Below are 13366 nucleotides of genomic sequence, written 5' to 3'. Positions count from 1 at the left end.
CATTCTGTATATATCTTCAGTTACAGCGTTTCCGCCCTGTCCGATTTCGTATTCTTTTTGTATCTCGATAAAAACCCTCCAACAATTAATATTGTACTTACTATATAGAGTTTTGAATCATTTTTCAACAATATTCTAAATAATTTTTATAAAAAGTGAATTCAAATAAAAAAGGTGCATGGCGCACCTTTTTATTACTGCTGTTCTTTTTTTCTGCTTTCAGTCATTTGTTTCCAGACTGAACCTTTCGCCTCTTCTCCGTGCTCAATCCGTTCAATCGCCATTTTGACTTGCAGGCTGACCTCGAATTCCGGATCGTCTTCCGCCGCTTTTAATGCTTCCAGCGCTGTTTCATCGCCGACTTCATATAAAAACATGGCCGCGCGCCAGCGCACGAGCTTGCTTGAGTCACTGAGCGATTTTATCATTGCCGGGATGGCGCTCGCATCGCCGATATCTGACAGGCAGTCACCCGCCGTCCTTCTGACCGTCACCGTTTTGTCTTCAAGCGCTTTGTATAGCAGCGGAAGCACAGACGGCTTTTCGATCATTCCTAAATAGACGACAGCTTGTCTTCTGATCGAGGTCTTCGGATCATGAAGCGCTTTTTCCAATACAGGTAAATCGTCTTCATCCGGGTCCATTTGCTCAAGATGGGCATAGCGCTGTTTCCAGTCTTCATCATCGAGCATATCCGGTGTCACTTTATAAGCTTTCCGCTGCACTGCCGGCTTGGCCTCACCTTTTTGCTGTGCGGCCGCTTCGGTCAGGCGTTTGAGCCGCTCATCACTGTAGGCAGCCTGAAGCTCTTCTGTGACATCGTGTCCGATTTCGGTAAAATCCCCGAAGCGGACGCCTTGTTCTTTCCAGGAGCGCTCAAATACGACATTTGAGGCTTCTGAACGCAGCTTTAATATGGCTTCTTGAAAACGTTCCGGAAGGCCGAACCGTTCTTCACGTTCGCCGTCCGTCAATTTGACCTGCATCGGGATTCCGCTGAACATTTGGACGAAAACCTTCACTTCTCCGAATGATTCCTGTTCAGAACGGCTCTCAGACTGCTCCGTTTGTTCCATTCCGAAGGCTGATCGGACTTGCGGCAGAATTTCCTTCCAGTCAAAACGGGCGTTTCTCTCCACAGCCAAAAAATCAGCAACATGATAAACGCCTTTTACTCCCTCAATCTTTAAAATATCACGTACGACGGCCGGAGCATCTTCTGCCTGATCCGGCTTATAATTGTTGCTTTTGCCGGCCGGAAGCTCTTCAGTCAAGATCACTTTCATCGTGTTCGGACTCGGCGTCGGTTCTATTGATTTAATCTTCATATTGGTCCTCCTATGCACAATCTGACACTTATTCTAACACAGCCTGCACAAGCGTTCTATTGCCCCGCTTAGCTTTTTGCCATGCGGCCTCTTTTTGAATGCGGGCGGCAAACTGCAATAGAAATTGATGCCGCTCCTCTGCCAATCCGGCTCCTGTTTTTGTATTCATTAAGCCGATACCCGCAGCGCCGATCGCATCAAGCATGTCTGCATCCTGAATAACTTTTCCTTCCAATGAAAGCGGCCGCTTTTTCAGCAGTTCCCCTGTGCAAAAATGACATCCCCGTGATCATATCCGCAATCTCCTGAATGGAGTCATGCGCGATGTTGAAAGCAGCCAGCTGTTCTGTCACTCCGCCCGCCGTCAGGCTTTCTTCGGGTTATCATCAATTAGACCATGAACCAGCGCGGCCGCCTCGGTGCGCCTTCTTCTTTTGCAATACAAATAGAAAGTGTTGCGGCCTGGGAAATATGAAGCCAGTCATGGCCCGTTCTTTCATTGATAAGCTGTTCTTTTTCTTTTCGTTCACCGTGTCACCTCTTATAGAGCCAAAAGCTTCTGTACTGTATCTTCAAGCTCCTTCGGGTTGACGTTTGGAGAAAAACGTCCGGTGACCTCGCCGTTTCGGTCCACAATAAACTTAGTGAAATTCCATTTGACCGCCTTTGTGCCAAGCATCCCCTTCGCCTTTTCCGTCAAATATGTGAAAAGAGGATGAGCGTCTGCTCCATTGACATCCACTTTCGCAAACATCGGGAATGTGACGCCGTAATTTTTCACACAGAATTCCTGAATTTCCGCCTCGTTTCCGGGCTCTTGGTTCATAAATTGATTGCAGGGAAATCCTAATATTTCAAGCCCTTCCTCCCGGTATGTATCATAGAGCTCCTGAAGCTGCTTGAGCTGGGACGTGAACCCGCATTTGCTCGCTGTATTCACAATGATCAGCACCTTGCCCCTGTAAGCCGATAGCGTCATGTCTTCGCCAGTTATGGTCCGTACGTTTATGTCGTAGATTGTCATCTGCGCCCCTCCTACTTTCATTCTTCATTCATTTTAACTGTTTTACAATGCAAAACAAACGGAAACCGCTTTTCCCTTCCATTTACCGGTAAACATTTTTTTCGAGGAACCAAACGGCTCTTTGCCCGTCATAATAAAGAGCCGCCCCAAATTTATGCCCATTTGCCGCTTTCATCCTGTCTTTATGTGTTAATTGCGGCTTATTACGCCGGGATGGATTGAAAAATGGCTTAAAAATTTCTATAATGAAGAAAATTAACGGGGAATAACGGAGGTGGCATGTTGCCTATTAATATACCAAATCACCTGCCCGCTAAGCAGGTGCTTGAAAGTGAACACATCTTTGTAATGGATGAAAGCCGGGCTTTTTCTCAGGATATCCGGCCGCAGAAGATCGTGATTTTAAATCTGATGCCGAAAAAAATCCAAACGGAAACCCAGCTCCTCAGGCTGCTTGGTAATTCGCCTTTACAAGTTCACTTTACGTTCCTAATTCCGAGCACACATACTCCAAAAAATACAGCAAGGCAGCATTTGGATGAATTTTATACGGAATTTTCCAGCATCCGCCACAAACGGTTTGATGGAATGATTATTACCGGCGCTCCGATTGAGCACCTGCCGTTTGAAGATGTTTCTTACTGGGAAGAATTAAAGGAAATTATGGAGTGGAGCAAAACGAACGTCACTTCAACGCTCCATATCTGCTGGGGAGCTCAAGCCGGTTTATACCACCATTACGGCATTGAAAAAACGGAGCTGCCGAAAAAAATCTTCGGAGTGTTTGAGCATACCGTTCTTAAAAAACACGAGAGATTGGTAAGAGGCTTTGACGAGCTATACTATGTGCCCCACTCACGGCATACAGATATTAATACGGAGCAGCTGAAATCGGCTTCAGATTTGGATGTGCTGAGCGTTTCAGAAGAAGCCGGTGTCTGTTTAATCGTTTCTAAAGACGAAAAGCAGATTTTCTTAACGGGTCACCCGGAATACGATACTGATACGCTTCTTCAGGAGTATGAGAGGGATATAGAAAGAAAGCTTTCAAACGTAGAAGCTCCTAAGCACTATTTTGCACCCGGCGGGAAAGAACCTGTAAACCGCTGGAAGGCTCATGCGACGTTATTGTTTATGAATTGGCTGAATTATTATGTATATCAGGAAACCCCGTATGAATGGGATTAATTTTTGTTTTGAGTGATACGGTGACAAAAATATGATAAAATACTCTTGATTCAGTATGGGTATAACAGAACTTTAAAATACTGGAACATATCAATTAAATTTAGTTTAAATATGTTGCCGCGCTTATTATAAAATGATGTACTTGTGTTATGTTTATCTATAGACAATAACTCCTTACGATGCATGAAGCTTGCTTGTTGTTGATTACATTGAGGTGAATTTACTTGAATACCAATAAAAAAGTATTAATTTTGACTGCAAATTACGGAAACGGACATGTTCAAGTGGCCAAAACGCTCTACGAACAATGTCTGCGTCTCGGCTTAGATGTGACGGTTTCCAATTTGTATCAAGAGTCAAATCCGATTGTTTCAGAGGTTACTCAATACCTTTATTTAAAAAGCTTCTCAATCGGGAAACAGTTTTATCGTTTGTTTTATTACGGAGTTGACAAAATCTATAATAAACGCAAATTCAATATTTATTTTAAAATGGGAAATAAACGTCTGGGCCAGCTCGTCGAAGAGCATAAGCCGGACATTATAATCAATACATTTCCGATGATTGTCGTACCGGAATACAGACGGAGAACCGGAAAAGTGATCCCGACGTTCAACGTTATGACCGATTTCTGCCTTCACAAAATCTGGGTTCATGAAAATGTGGATAAATACTATGTCGCCACGGATTACGTGAAGGAAAAACTGATTGAAATCGGTACTCATCCGAACAACGTTAAGATCACAGGCATTCCCATCAGGCCTCAATTCGAGGAAACGATGCCGAAAGAACCGATTTATAAAAAATACAATCTTTCTCCCGACAAAAAAGTGCTTCTTATTATGGCGGGAGCGCATGGTGTGCTGAAAAACGTAAAAGAACTGTGCGAAAACCTCGTTCATGACGATCAGGTCCAGGTTGTAGTGGTATGCGGCAAAAACGGCTCGCTGAAAGAATCACTCAGCAGCTTGGAAAGCGGCAACACCGACCGGCTGAAAGTGCTCGGCTATGTAGAAAGAATCGACGAGCTGTTCCGGATTACGGACTGCATGATTACAAAACCGGGCGGCATCACGCTGACGGAAGCGACAGCGATCGGCGTACCGGTTATTTTGTACAAACCCGTGCCAGGACAGGAAAAGGAAAATGCCATTTTCTTTGAAGACCGCGGTGCGGCTGTCGTGGTCAACCGCCACGAAGAAATTTTAGAGTCTGTCACCTCCCTTCTTGCGGATGAGGAAAAGCTGAACCGGATGAAGGACAATATTAAAAGCCTTCACCTCCCCAACTCTTCTGAAGTCATTTTGCAGGACATTATAAAAGAATCTGAACTGATGGCCGGGAAGACAGATATGGCAATGTCATAACAAAAAGCACACGAATGATTCGTGTGCTTTTTGTTCGGATAAGTGTTGCCGCTGGAAAAATAAAGATAAAAAATAGAGAGCGGCCGCTTGACGCCCGCTCCCATTTGGTGTATAGTTGAACCATCATTTAACAACGTTTACATACGTACGGTTGGATGATGACAAAATTTTTTTTAGCACGAAGGTGCTACAGTACTAGGAGGAATTAAGCAATATGCAAAACGGTAAAGTAAAATGGTTCAATAACGAAAAAGGATTCGGCTTCATCGAAGTTGAAGGCGGAGACGATGTATTTGTTCACTTCACTGCTATCGAAGGAGAAGGATACAAATCATTAGAAGAAGGACAAGAAGTTTCTTTTGAAATTGTCGAAGGTAATCGTGGACCTCAAGCTTCTAATGTTGTAAAACTCTAAACTCAATACATGTTGATCAGATGACAAATAGAGGAGAGGCGTATGCCTCTCCTATTTGATTGCCGTCTGAATCTCGATTGCTACAAGATTCTGCTTGCACCGCTGCTCGATTTCTTCAATTTGTTTCTCCATTGACGGCATTCCTTTTTTCGCCATTTCCGCTAAACTTCCCAAATCACCGTATATTTCTTTAAATGTCTGCTGAAGGATTGTTTTTAAATCTTTATCATTCACGGCTGGTTTTTCCCTTCTCTCCCAAGATACCCTGAATAATAGTAAATAAGCCCTAATTATCAGGTTCAATAGTTATATCGGCTTATTTTCTATATTTTTTTCTATTTTCCATACATATTTCTAAAAAAAATCTCCAAACTATTTGCGGAGGTGTTTTTTATGGACTCTGAATTTTTTCCAAACGGACTGACGGATAAACGCCAGCTTGAATTAGCAGTGGAAACGGCCCAGAAAACAACAGGCGCGGCTACTCGGGGTCAAAATTCAACTTTGGTTGAATCTGCTTACCAGGCGATTCAGGATGCGAGAACGATGTCACAATCCAGTGAACTGCAGGCACTCGATCAAGATTTCCTGCAAAAGCAGCGAATGCTTTTGGACGATTGCCAGCATCAGCTCGATGAATTCAAAAAATAAAACCGCAAAAGCTGCGGTTTTATTTTTTATTGATTTGTCAGCACCTTGCCGTAGGTTTTCAGTTTCTCACCCACCGTGCATTGATTAATGCAGAAAGAATGGGCGTGCGTTTTTCCGAACTCCTTACGGAAATGCTTTTTAACAAAGCAGTCTTTGCAATATTCATCCTGAAGCTCTGTCAATTCTTTATAAATGTTTTTTTTATCCAATATCAGTCATCTCCGTTACCTTCTAGTATTATGCGGCTTTCAATCTGCCGGCCGTCCGAAAGAATTTTTCTGGCAAGGTCATCCGCTTCTTGATTTTCCTTTCGGTTTACGGCTTCATATGTCGGTGTCAGCTTTAAGGATTCGAGCATCGCTTCAATTTTATCGAGCCAATCGTTTTGCGTATCATCATAGCACGGCCAGCTGCCGTCAAGCTGATGCAAAACGACGAGGGAATCCCCTTTTATCGTGATTGAATTTCTGCTTGCGCCAAGTTCCTGCACTTCCTTAAGCGCTTCGTACAACGCGGCATATTCCGCCTCATTGTTCGTCCGAAGCGTTAAGCTTTTGTTTTTCCGTATCCGGTGGCGTTTGCCGCCGAGAGAATAATACACGACAATTCCGAGTCCGGCTAAGCTGCTTTTTTTGTCAAAGCCGCCATCGAAATACACCGTAATGTCGTCAGGTTCGTGCGCAAGCTCTTCCGTAAGTTTTTCCAGCTCTTTTAGCGTCCAGCTTGCGCCTTTTTCATCCTCAAAATAAATGTCTTTTATATATGGAAAGCGGCTGACTTCTCTTGCAAGCATGCGCGCTTTCGGAACGGTCAGCCAATCTTCAGAAAAAAACGCGACTGGGCCTGTTCCTTTTGCTTCTATTTCGATATACGGCTTAAGATTCATTGAAATCACCTTACCATTCATTAGTTGACGGGCGTGTGCTATAATCAAACCATTCTCAAATTGAAAGGAAGTCAGCAGGTTTTGTTTAATGATGTATTATGGATTTTATTTGCGATCATTCATTTTATCATTGTTCTTTTGTTTTATAAAGGATTTGGCAAAACGGGCCTATTTGTATGGATCGGTTTCGCCACGGTGTGCGCCAACTTGCAGGTCGTCAAAACAGTTGAGCTGTTCGGTCTTACGGCGACACTCGGAAATATCATGTACGGCACCGTTTTCTTCGCAACGGATGTGCTGAACGAAAAATACGGTCCCCGGGAAGCGCGCAAAGCCGTCTGGCTCGGCTTTTCCACTTTGCTCGCTTTGACATGCGCCATGCAGGGGGCTCTTTTATATAAACCGGCTGCGTCAGATATTGCGCAGCCTGCCCTTGAGACAATTTTCGGTTTTCTGCCGCGTGTTGCGCTCGGGAGCCTCTTGGCTTTTATTTTCAGCCAAACGATAGATGTTTATGTATATTCCGCCATTCGGCGAATCTTTCCTTCAGATCGGCTTCTCTGGCTCAGAAACAGCGGAAGCACAGCACTCAGCCAATTGCTGGATACATTTATCTTCACTGCCGTGGCCTTTATCGGTGTTTATTCTGCGGGAGTATGGTTCAGCATTTTTATTTCAACTTATCTGATTAAATTTGCGGTATCACTCATTTCTGTCCCATATGCATATGCGGCAAAACGAATGACACCGAACGGAGAGTGACGGATGATGCCCGCTGAAATTTATGTAGACGGTGCAAGCGCCGGAAACCCGGGTCCGTCCGGTATCGGTATTTTTATTAAGCATGACGGGAAATCAGAATCTTTCTCAATTCCGATCGGCGACCATTCAAATCAGGAAGCTGAATTTCTCGCTTTAATTGAAGGAATGAAGCTGTGTGCCGCCCGCGGATATGATTCCGTGTCATTCCGGACGGATTCAGATATCGTGGAGCGGGCCGCGGAACTTGAAGCGGTTAAAAACAAGGCTTTCCAGCCGTTTGTGGATGAAATCGTCCGATTAAAGGCCGGGTTTCCATTGTTTTTTATTAAGTGGATTCCCGGCAGACAGAACCAGACAGCCGATCAGCTCGCAAAAAAAGCGGTTCGGCTGAATAAATAACCGGAATGAAATTGCTTCACACTGTTCATCCTACAATTGAGGTGAACAGTATGAGAAAAGAAAATAAAGGCCGGCTGACCGGAGGCGTGAATCCTCAGGGAAATATGGAGGGAAATGCGCACAAAGACCCGAAATCAGCCCTTGAAAACAACGCAAAAAAAAGCAATACAAAACGCTAGAGGGATCAGCTGATCTCTCTGGCGTTCAGCTTTTCGAGCATCCTTTCAATTCCTTTTATCTGATGGCGTCTGAGCATTAAGGATGCTTCTTCCATCTTCAATGAAAAAATCGCTTCTTCAAGCGTACAGACTAACGGCACTTCGCAATGTATTTCAGCAAGCTGCCTTGACAGCTCCAATTCTTTTAAGCTTTGCTGAATTTTCGTTTGCTGGCCCTTCGGCAGTAAAGCGAGACTTTCTAATAACCGTTCTATGTTTTCGTATTCACGGATCAGCTTGTACGCCGTTTTTTCTCCGATTCCTTTAACGCCGGGATAGTTGTCGCTTGTATCTCCCATCAGCGCCTTTATGTCAATCAGCGCCTTTGGCGGAACCCCCGTTTCTTCTCTGAATATCTCATCTGTATATACTTTATAATTGCCGATTCCCTTTTGCAGCAGGGCCACCTGAACTTGTTCATTCAGCAATTGAAGCAGATCCTTATCGCCCGTTACAATCGTAATTTCCGCTTCCCCGGAAAATAAGGCAGACAGCGTACCGATACAGTCATCCGCTTCATAGCCTTTTATACCGATGTTTAAAAACCCGAGCTCTCGCGCCGCTTCTTTCGCTAAATCAAATTGCGGAATGAGCTCAAGAGGCGGTTCGCTCCGGTTGGCCTTATAATCCTGAAACAAGTCATTGCGGTACGTTTTGCTTCCCATATCCCAGCAGCAGACGACATGTGTGGGCTGAAAAGTATCAACCGCCGTAATGAGATGCTTTAAAAATCCGTTGACTCCGTTTGTCGGAATTCCGTTTTCATTTATCATAAAATTGCGATGCACGGCCGTCGCGAAAAACGAACGGAATAAAAGCGCCATACCGTCAACGAGCAGTAATTTGTTATTCATATATCGAAACTCCTTTTTTATTCAATGTTCCTATTTTACCATAGGAAGGCCGTAAAAAAACAGCATCCTCCTGTTTGGAAGATGCTGCCGTCACGTTACTCGCCGTGTCTTTTATTGCTTGCCATCAGCTTTTCAGCTTCACGGCCGGCATAGGAATCAAATTTCTGTCCGAAGCCGTTTTTCTTTTTGGCGTTGTTATTCTGCTGTGCATTTCTGTTTCCCAGTTTTGTTCTGCCCATTGTCATATCCCCCCTTAGAGAAGATACGGATAGTATGCGCAGCAAGCGCTGCCGCCACACACGGCAGGTTCAACCATTACTGTCTGCTGACGAATTCTTTCACCATTTCTTCACTTACGAATCGCCTTTGCGGCACTATTCCCTTTTCAGCCAGCTGGTTCATTTTTGCGGTGATGCCGTTGATGGCATCTGTCGTGAACGGTTCATTCCGTCTGCATTTTACAATGGCTTCTTCAATCGCCTGTTCACGCTGATAGTCAAGCTGCACAAATGTTTTGACGTGCTGATGCTGTTTTGTGGAATGTGCTGAAATTGCTTTATGGACTTCTGACATAAAAGGTTTCATCTCGCTTTTTTCATTTTAGTCTACCACGACTGTTATATACCCGCCAACCCGATTTTTAAATTTTCAGGATTTCATCTTTCTTTTTCCATGCTTTTTCAGCCTCGTAAAGGCGTTCAATTTCTCCGGCACCGGTATTTTCCGCAAGCCCCCGTAAATAAGTGTCACGCTGCTCGCGGATCTGGGACAGGCTTTGAACCGCCATTTTTTCCTGAAGCCGGCGCACCTGCTCAGTATAGCGCGCTGAAAGGCTTTCTTTCTCCTGCTCAAGCCAGCTTTCTGTCACTTTTTGCAGGCTGAGCCTGAGTCCCTCCACAAATGCCGCTTTTCCGTTCTGTTCAAAAAACTGTTTCGGCGATTTCACTTCTTTTACGTGATGTGTGAATGCCGAGATGTCAATGACCGGTGCGATCTCTTTCAGCTGAACGGCAAATTCGTTTTCTGCGCTGACATAAATGGAAAAATCCCCGTCTTCCATGAGCTTCTTCCGGCAGTTCTCCATCCACTCCTCAGTCATATGGCGCTCAATAAACCCGGTCATCCGGATATCGAGCGTCTTCAGCTCTTGAATGTATTCAAAACGGAATTCCTTAAGCGCCTCCTTCAGCGCCGCTGATATATTTCGTTTCCAATCGCCATTTTGAAGACCCGGATGGAAGGCGGTTTTCAGCATATCATTCGCATAAAATGACAGACGATGTTTAATGTGATAGAGCTGTTCTTCCGTATCTTTCATCACTTTTCGGATGATGACCTCAGACGTACGGCGCTTTGAAACATCAGCGATTGCTTTTTCATAAGAAGATTCCAGACGCTGTTTCTTTTTTTCTTTTTCTTCTGCCGACTGGTGAAGAGATTCATGAAGCTGTTCCACCATATCGCACAATTTGTCCGCCTCTGTTTGCAGCTGCGCGCAGCTGGCCCTCATTACATCTTCCTCAATAAAGTGCGCAAGTCCGGTTCTTACATCAGCGAACCCGTTATAGAAAGCTTTATTCTTCCCCGCAAGCTCTTCTTTACTTGAAACATGATATAATTTTGGCCGGTTAATTCCTTCTTTTGAAAGTTCAGAGCGGACATAGTCTTTGACGGTTTCCAGCTCGCTTTCCGTTTTGGCAAGATCGGCGGCGTTAATGACAAAAAACATTTTATCCATGCCGAATGATTCTTTGACGAGGCCGAGTTTCTTCAGAAAAGACCTGTCTCCTTTTGAAAAAGAATGCTGATAGTACGTCATATAAAAGAACGCGTCAGCATCTTTTATATATTGAAAGGCAAGCTCTGTATGGCGCTTGTTTATACTGCTTGCTCCCGGCGTATCAACAATGGTAATGCCTTTTTGCGTGAGAGGCGAATCATAATATACGGTGACTTCCTTCACGCAGCAGGCCGTTTTTTCTTCAGCTGCGTACGGTTTTAAATCTTCAATCGGAACCGTCAGTGTCAGCCTCTGACGGATCTGTTCTTCGTACGTATTAAACGCCTGAAGCATCGTTTGAATCACCGGCGTAAGATCATCAGGCACTTTTCCCTTTTTAATGGCATAATTCCACCTCTCGTTCAGTGACCGCCCTTTTATGTCAGCATCTTTCAGCTCTGTCAGCTGAAGCATTTCAGCGTCCAGTTCCTCTTCCGTTTTAAAAACGATTTCCGCAGATTTATGCGGTTTGCCGTCTTGCGGTTTCGTTATTTTGTTGATCGTGGCCGTTGTCGGCGTCGGTGATGAAGGAAGCACGTATTCCCCGACCAGTGCATTGGCGAACGATGATTTTCCCGAGCTGAAACCTCCGAATAACGCCAATGTAAATTGACGGTTTTCAAGCCGATCAATCCTGCTTCGAAAGGCTTCTGCCTGTTTTCCTAATAGGCTTGATGAGTCAAGAATCCCCGCCAGTTCATAGAACCGATCCACTTGCTCTTTTATAGAAAGTTCCTTCACCGCAATTTTCTCGGGCTTGTTTACTTCATGCATTACAGTCTCTATTGGTTTCTCTTTTTGGACGGGTGCTTTCGCAAGGCGTTTTTTTCGCGTATACCAGTCGCTGCTTTCCGTATCATAGGCTGATTCTTCTTTCCACAAAGCGCTGACGCGGGCAGCTTTTTCTTCGGCATTGCGCTCTTCTTCTGCCGATTGCGCAAGTTCATCTCTTATTGCGCTTTCTTTCTCAAGCCGTTTTTTCAGGCTCTCTATAAGCGGTCCGTTTTTTGCCTGCACAAAAGCGGTCAGTTCCTCAATGAGCTCTGCTGTCTGCCTTTTCGCTTCTCTTCGGATCATGTCGGCGAGATCTTTCGAATAGGTTAATACGTATTCAGCTGAAAAGGCCGCTCCCTGCTTTAGGGCTTGTGCGGTGATATCATCAGAAAGCGTTGTGCGGTACGCCTGTATTTTCTTGATCAGTTCATCAGATTCCGCTTCATAACGCTTGGCCGCTTTCGTAAATGTGTCGATAATATGCCAATCCGCTTCCCCTTCCGTTCTTTTTTTAATATCAGCAAAAAATTCAGCCTGCCTTCTCTCTTTTTCCGCTGCCGTTTTCGCTTTTGAAAAGAATAATCCTGTTTTGAACGAGGGTTGCTGTGATTCAATATAAGCAGATGCAAGCTCCCTCATTTCAAACGGTGTCAGATTAGCGTTCTGCAAGATGTTCTGCACGTCTTTTCTGATGTCTTTCTCTGCTGTTTCAGCCTGTTGAACGGCATTTTCAAGTTCAGCTTCGACAGAACGGACGATTGTTTCCTGTTTCTCAAATCTCTCCCCGCTGCCGCTCTTCGCATCTTTTACGAGCATGTCTGTATGCTCCTTGACCAAGTGTTCGACTTTTTTCTCCGTCAAGGGCCATAGGTTTGTTTTTGCCTGCCGTTTCAGCTGCTGCAGATGTTTTTTCAGCTTTTCAATGCCGTTTAACGGATGATCAGGCTCGGTGACAGATGTAAAGAAAAGCGATTCTTTCGGTATTCCGAGGCCTTCGAGCATCTCTTCCACCTGTCTCTGGTACTCTTCAAACTTCGTTTCGGTTTCATCATGCCTGTCAATTTGGTTGACGATCAAAAACAGATTCGGAATACGGTCCTTGACGGAGCTGAGAAACAGCATATTTTCTTCTGAATGAACATGATTATAATGGACGACGTAAAATAAAGCATCAGCCTGGTGAAGAATTGATGCGGCTGATAAAAAATGCGCTTCGTCGGTTGAATCAATCCCCGGTGTGTCAATGTAGGCCGCATGGGGCTCTGACTCCTCAAAGCCGGCATAGACTTCCACCGTCTCAATCTGCTCACCGTCTTTACAAAATTGCTGCACTTGTTCTTTATCGTAACTTCCTTCTATTTCTGCATAAGCCCCGTCAGTCGTATGAAGCACGACTTTATCCAAACCGTGCCGGATGACAACGAGGTTGGCGCTTGTAGGAATCGGACTTGTCGGCAGTATGTCCTCACCGAGCAATGTGTTTAATAAAGAGGATTTTCCGGCCGAATAATGCCCGGTAAATGCGATATAAACCTCTTCATCAGCCGCTTTTTTCATAATGGCCGCGAGCTGATCGGCCCGTTTTTCATCATGGTGATCCAAAAATTGTGCGTATAAAGCTCCCGTTCTGCTGAATATCTCCCTGTTACGGCGTTCTTCTTCTGTCATGTGTCTTTACCCCTTTGTGTCTGTCGCATCAAATGACGTTTTCGTTTTTAGA

At 44.7% G+C, this 13366-nt stretch carries 16 protein-coding genes and 2 pseudogenes; 8 read left to right on the top strand and 10 right to left on the bottom strand.

What is annotated here, in order from left to right:
* Positions 1-194 precede the first annotated feature (194 nt).
* From ACH32G_RS13835 to ACH32G_RS13825, 3 genes and pseudogenes are all read right to left on the bottom strand, one after another.
* On the bottom strand, positions 195-1328 hold the full coding sequence (locus ACH32G_RS13835) for a conserved virulence factor C family protein (RefSeq protein WP_016936689.1): 1134 nt from the start codon (positions 1326-1328) through the stop codon (positions 195-197).
* A gap of 28 nt (positions 1329-1356) precedes the next feature.
* Positions 1357-1832, bottom strand: a pseudogene (locus tag ACH32G_RS13830) (hypothetical protein).
* A 37-nt stretch (positions 1833-1869) separates the two neighbouring features.
* Positions 1870-2352, bottom strand: coding sequence for a glutathione peroxidase (locus ACH32G_RS13825; protein ID WP_045926132.1), 483 nt, complete (start codon positions 2350-2352; stop codon positions 1870-1872).
* Positions 2353-2634: 282 nt separating this feature from the next.
* Here ACH32G_RS13825 and metA point away from each other — a divergent pair, with 282 nt between their 5' ends.
* The 4 genes and pseudogenes from metA to cspD all read left to right on the top strand — a co-directional run bounded on the left by metA (position 2635) and on the right by cspD (position 5322).
* Positions 2635-3540: a homoserine O-acetyltransferase MetA gene (metA, locus tag ACH32G_RS13820; protein WP_016936691.1), complete on the top strand. Its 906-nt coding sequence runs from the start codon at positions 2635-2637 to the stop codon at positions 3538-3540.
* A 224-nt stretch (positions 3541-3764) separates the two neighbouring features.
* On the top strand, positions 3765-4907 hold the full coding sequence (locus ACH32G_RS13815) for a diglucosyl diacylglycerol synthase (protein WP_264818615.1): 1143 nt from the start codon (positions 3765-3767) through the stop codon (positions 4905-4907).
* A gap of 87 nt (positions 4908-4994) precedes the next feature.
* Positions 4995-5106: pseudogene (locus ACH32G_RS13810) on the top strand (hypothetical protein); the annotation flags it as partial.
* A gap of 15 nt (positions 5107-5121) precedes the next feature.
* Complete coding sequence (cspD, locus tag ACH32G_RS13805; RefSeq protein WP_003153604.1) at positions 5122-5322, top strand: cold-shock protein CspD; 201 nt, start codon at positions 5122-5124, stop codon at positions 5320-5322.
* A 51-nt stretch (positions 5323-5373) separates the two neighbouring features.
* Here the strand turns inward: cspD and ACH32G_RS13800 are convergent, their stop codons facing one another.
* A complete protein-coding gene (locus ACH32G_RS13800; RefSeq protein ID WP_012117812.1) occupies positions 5374-5556 on the bottom strand; it encodes a hypothetical protein in 183 nt (60 codons plus the stop codon).
* Between the two features lie 159 nt (positions 5557-5715).
* On the opposite strand from ACH32G_RS13800, the gene ACH32G_RS13795 reads away from it, so the two are divergent.
* Positions 5716-5973 (top strand): DUF2564 family protein, encoded by a 258-nt coding sequence (locus tag ACH32G_RS13795; protein WP_016936693.1) that lies wholly within the window; start codon positions 5716-5718, stop codon positions 5971-5973.
* Positions 5974-5999: 26 nt separating this feature from the next.
* Here the strand turns inward: ACH32G_RS13795 and ACH32G_RS13790 are convergent, their stop codons facing one another.
* Entirely contained in the window at positions 6000-6182 is a 183-nt protein-coding gene (locus tag ACH32G_RS13790; RefSeq protein WP_099745046.1) for a zinc-finger domain-containing protein, read from the bottom strand.
* 2 nt (positions 6183-6184) lie between these two features.
* Entirely contained in the window at positions 6185-6859 is a 675-nt protein-coding gene (locus ACH32G_RS13785) for a ribonuclease H family protein (RefSeq protein WP_327815641.1), read from the bottom strand.
* Positions 6860-6940: 81 nt separating this feature from the next.
* Here ACH32G_RS13785 and ACH32G_RS13780 point away from each other — a divergent pair, with 81 nt between their 5' ends.
* Genes ACH32G_RS13780 through sspL form a run of 3 tightly spaced genes read left to right on the top strand, consistent with a single transcriptional unit; the run spans position 6941 to position 8199 of the window.
* Positions 6941-7621, top strand: coding sequence for a queuosine precursor transporter (locus tag ACH32G_RS13780; protein ID WP_013352616.1), 681 nt, complete (start codon positions 6941-6943; stop codon positions 7619-7621).
* A 6-nt stretch (positions 7622-7627) separates the two neighbouring features.
* Positions 7628-8020 (top strand): reverse transcriptase-like protein, encoded by a 393-nt coding sequence (locus ACH32G_RS13775; RefSeq protein ID WP_029575232.1) that lies wholly within the window; start codon positions 7628-7630, stop codon positions 8018-8020.
* Between the two features lie 50 nt (positions 8021-8070).
* On the top strand, positions 8071-8199 hold the full coding sequence (sspL, locus tag ACH32G_RS13770; protein WP_003153575.1) for a small, acid-soluble spore protein L: 129 nt from the start codon (positions 8071-8073) through the stop codon (positions 8197-8199).
* A gap of 5 nt (positions 8200-8204) precedes the next feature.
* On the opposite strand, the gene ACH32G_RS13765 is transcribed toward sspL, so the two are convergent.
* The 4 genes from ACH32G_RS13765 to ACH32G_RS13750 form a co-directional block, all read right to left on the bottom strand.
* Positions 8205-9092, bottom strand: coding sequence for a 5'-3' exonuclease (locus ACH32G_RS13765; RefSeq protein ID WP_016936697.1), 888 nt, complete (start codon positions 9090-9092; stop codon positions 8205-8207).
* 95 nt (positions 9093-9187) lie between these two features.
* Positions 9188-9331 (bottom strand): hypothetical protein, encoded by a 144-nt coding sequence (locus ACH32G_RS13760; protein WP_003153570.1) that lies wholly within the window; start codon positions 9329-9331, stop codon positions 9188-9190.
* 76 nt (positions 9332-9407) lie between these two features.
* Positions 9408-9665, bottom strand: a complete 258-nt coding sequence (locus tag ACH32G_RS13755; RefSeq protein ID WP_448814452.1) for a YpbS family protein — start codon at positions 9663-9665, stop codon at positions 9408-9410.
* A 67-nt stretch (positions 9666-9732) separates the two neighbouring features.
* The gene (locus tag ACH32G_RS13750; RefSeq protein WP_448814451.1) at positions 9733-13314 is read right to left on the bottom strand and encodes a dynamin family protein; all 3582 of its coding nucleotides are present in this window, start codon (positions 13312-13314) and stop codon (positions 9733-9735) included.
* Between the last annotated feature and the right edge of the window lie 52 nt (positions 13315-13366).

It is taken from the genome of Bacillus sp. CIS52, from assembly GCF_053545315.1.
Note: the sequence above shows the minus strand (reverse complement) of the source record. Positions and strands in the feature narration are given on the sequence as shown.

What these genes read in the sequence shown, in the direction of transcription:
- ACH32G_RS13760 (WP_003153570.1), bottom strand. Translation starts at nt 9,331, where the DNA reads ATGGGCAGAACAAAACTGGGAAACAGAAATGCACAGCAGAATAACAAC.
- ACH32G_RS13825 (WP_045926132.1), bottom strand. Translation starts at nt 2,352, where the DNA reads ATGACAATCTACGACATAAACGTACGGACCATAACTGGCGAAGACATG.
- ACH32G_RS13775 (WP_029575232.1), top strand. Translation starts at nt 7,628, where the DNA reads ATGCCCGCTGAAATTTATGTAGACGGTGCAAGCGCCGGAAACCCGGGT.
- ACH32G_RS13785 (WP_327815641.1), bottom strand. Translation starts at nt 6,859, where the DNA reads ATGAATCTTAAGCCGTATATCGAAATAGAAGCAAAAGGAACAGGCCCA.
- ACH32G_RS13765 (WP_016936697.1), bottom strand. Translation starts at nt 9,092, where the DNA reads ATGAATAACAAATTACTGCTCGTTGACGGTATGGCGCTTTTATTCCGT.
- ACH32G_RS13795 (WP_016936693.1), top strand. Translation starts at nt 5,716, where the DNA reads ATGGACTCTGAATTTTTTCCAAACGGACTGACGGATAAACGCCAGCTT.
- ACH32G_RS13755 (WP_448814452.1), bottom strand. Translation starts at nt 9,665, where the DNA reads ATGTCAGAAGTCCATAAAGCAATTTCAGCACATTCCACAAAACAGCAT.
- ACH32G_RS13750 (WP_448814451.1), bottom strand. Translation starts at nt 13,314, where the DNA reads ATGACAGAAGAAGAACGCCGTAACAGGGAGATATTCAGCAGAACGGGA.
- ACH32G_RS13835 (WP_016936689.1), bottom strand. Translation starts at nt 1,328, where the DNA reads ATGAAGATTAAATCAATAGAACCGACGCCGAGTCCGAACACGATGAAA.
- cspD (WP_003153604.1), top strand. Translation starts at nt 5,122, where the DNA reads ATGCAAAACGGTAAAGTAAAATGGTTCAATAACGAAAAAGGATTCGGC.
- sspL (WP_003153575.1), top strand. Translation starts at nt 8,071, where the DNA reads ATGAGAAAAGAAAATAAAGGCCGGCTGACCGGAGGCGTGAATCCTCAG.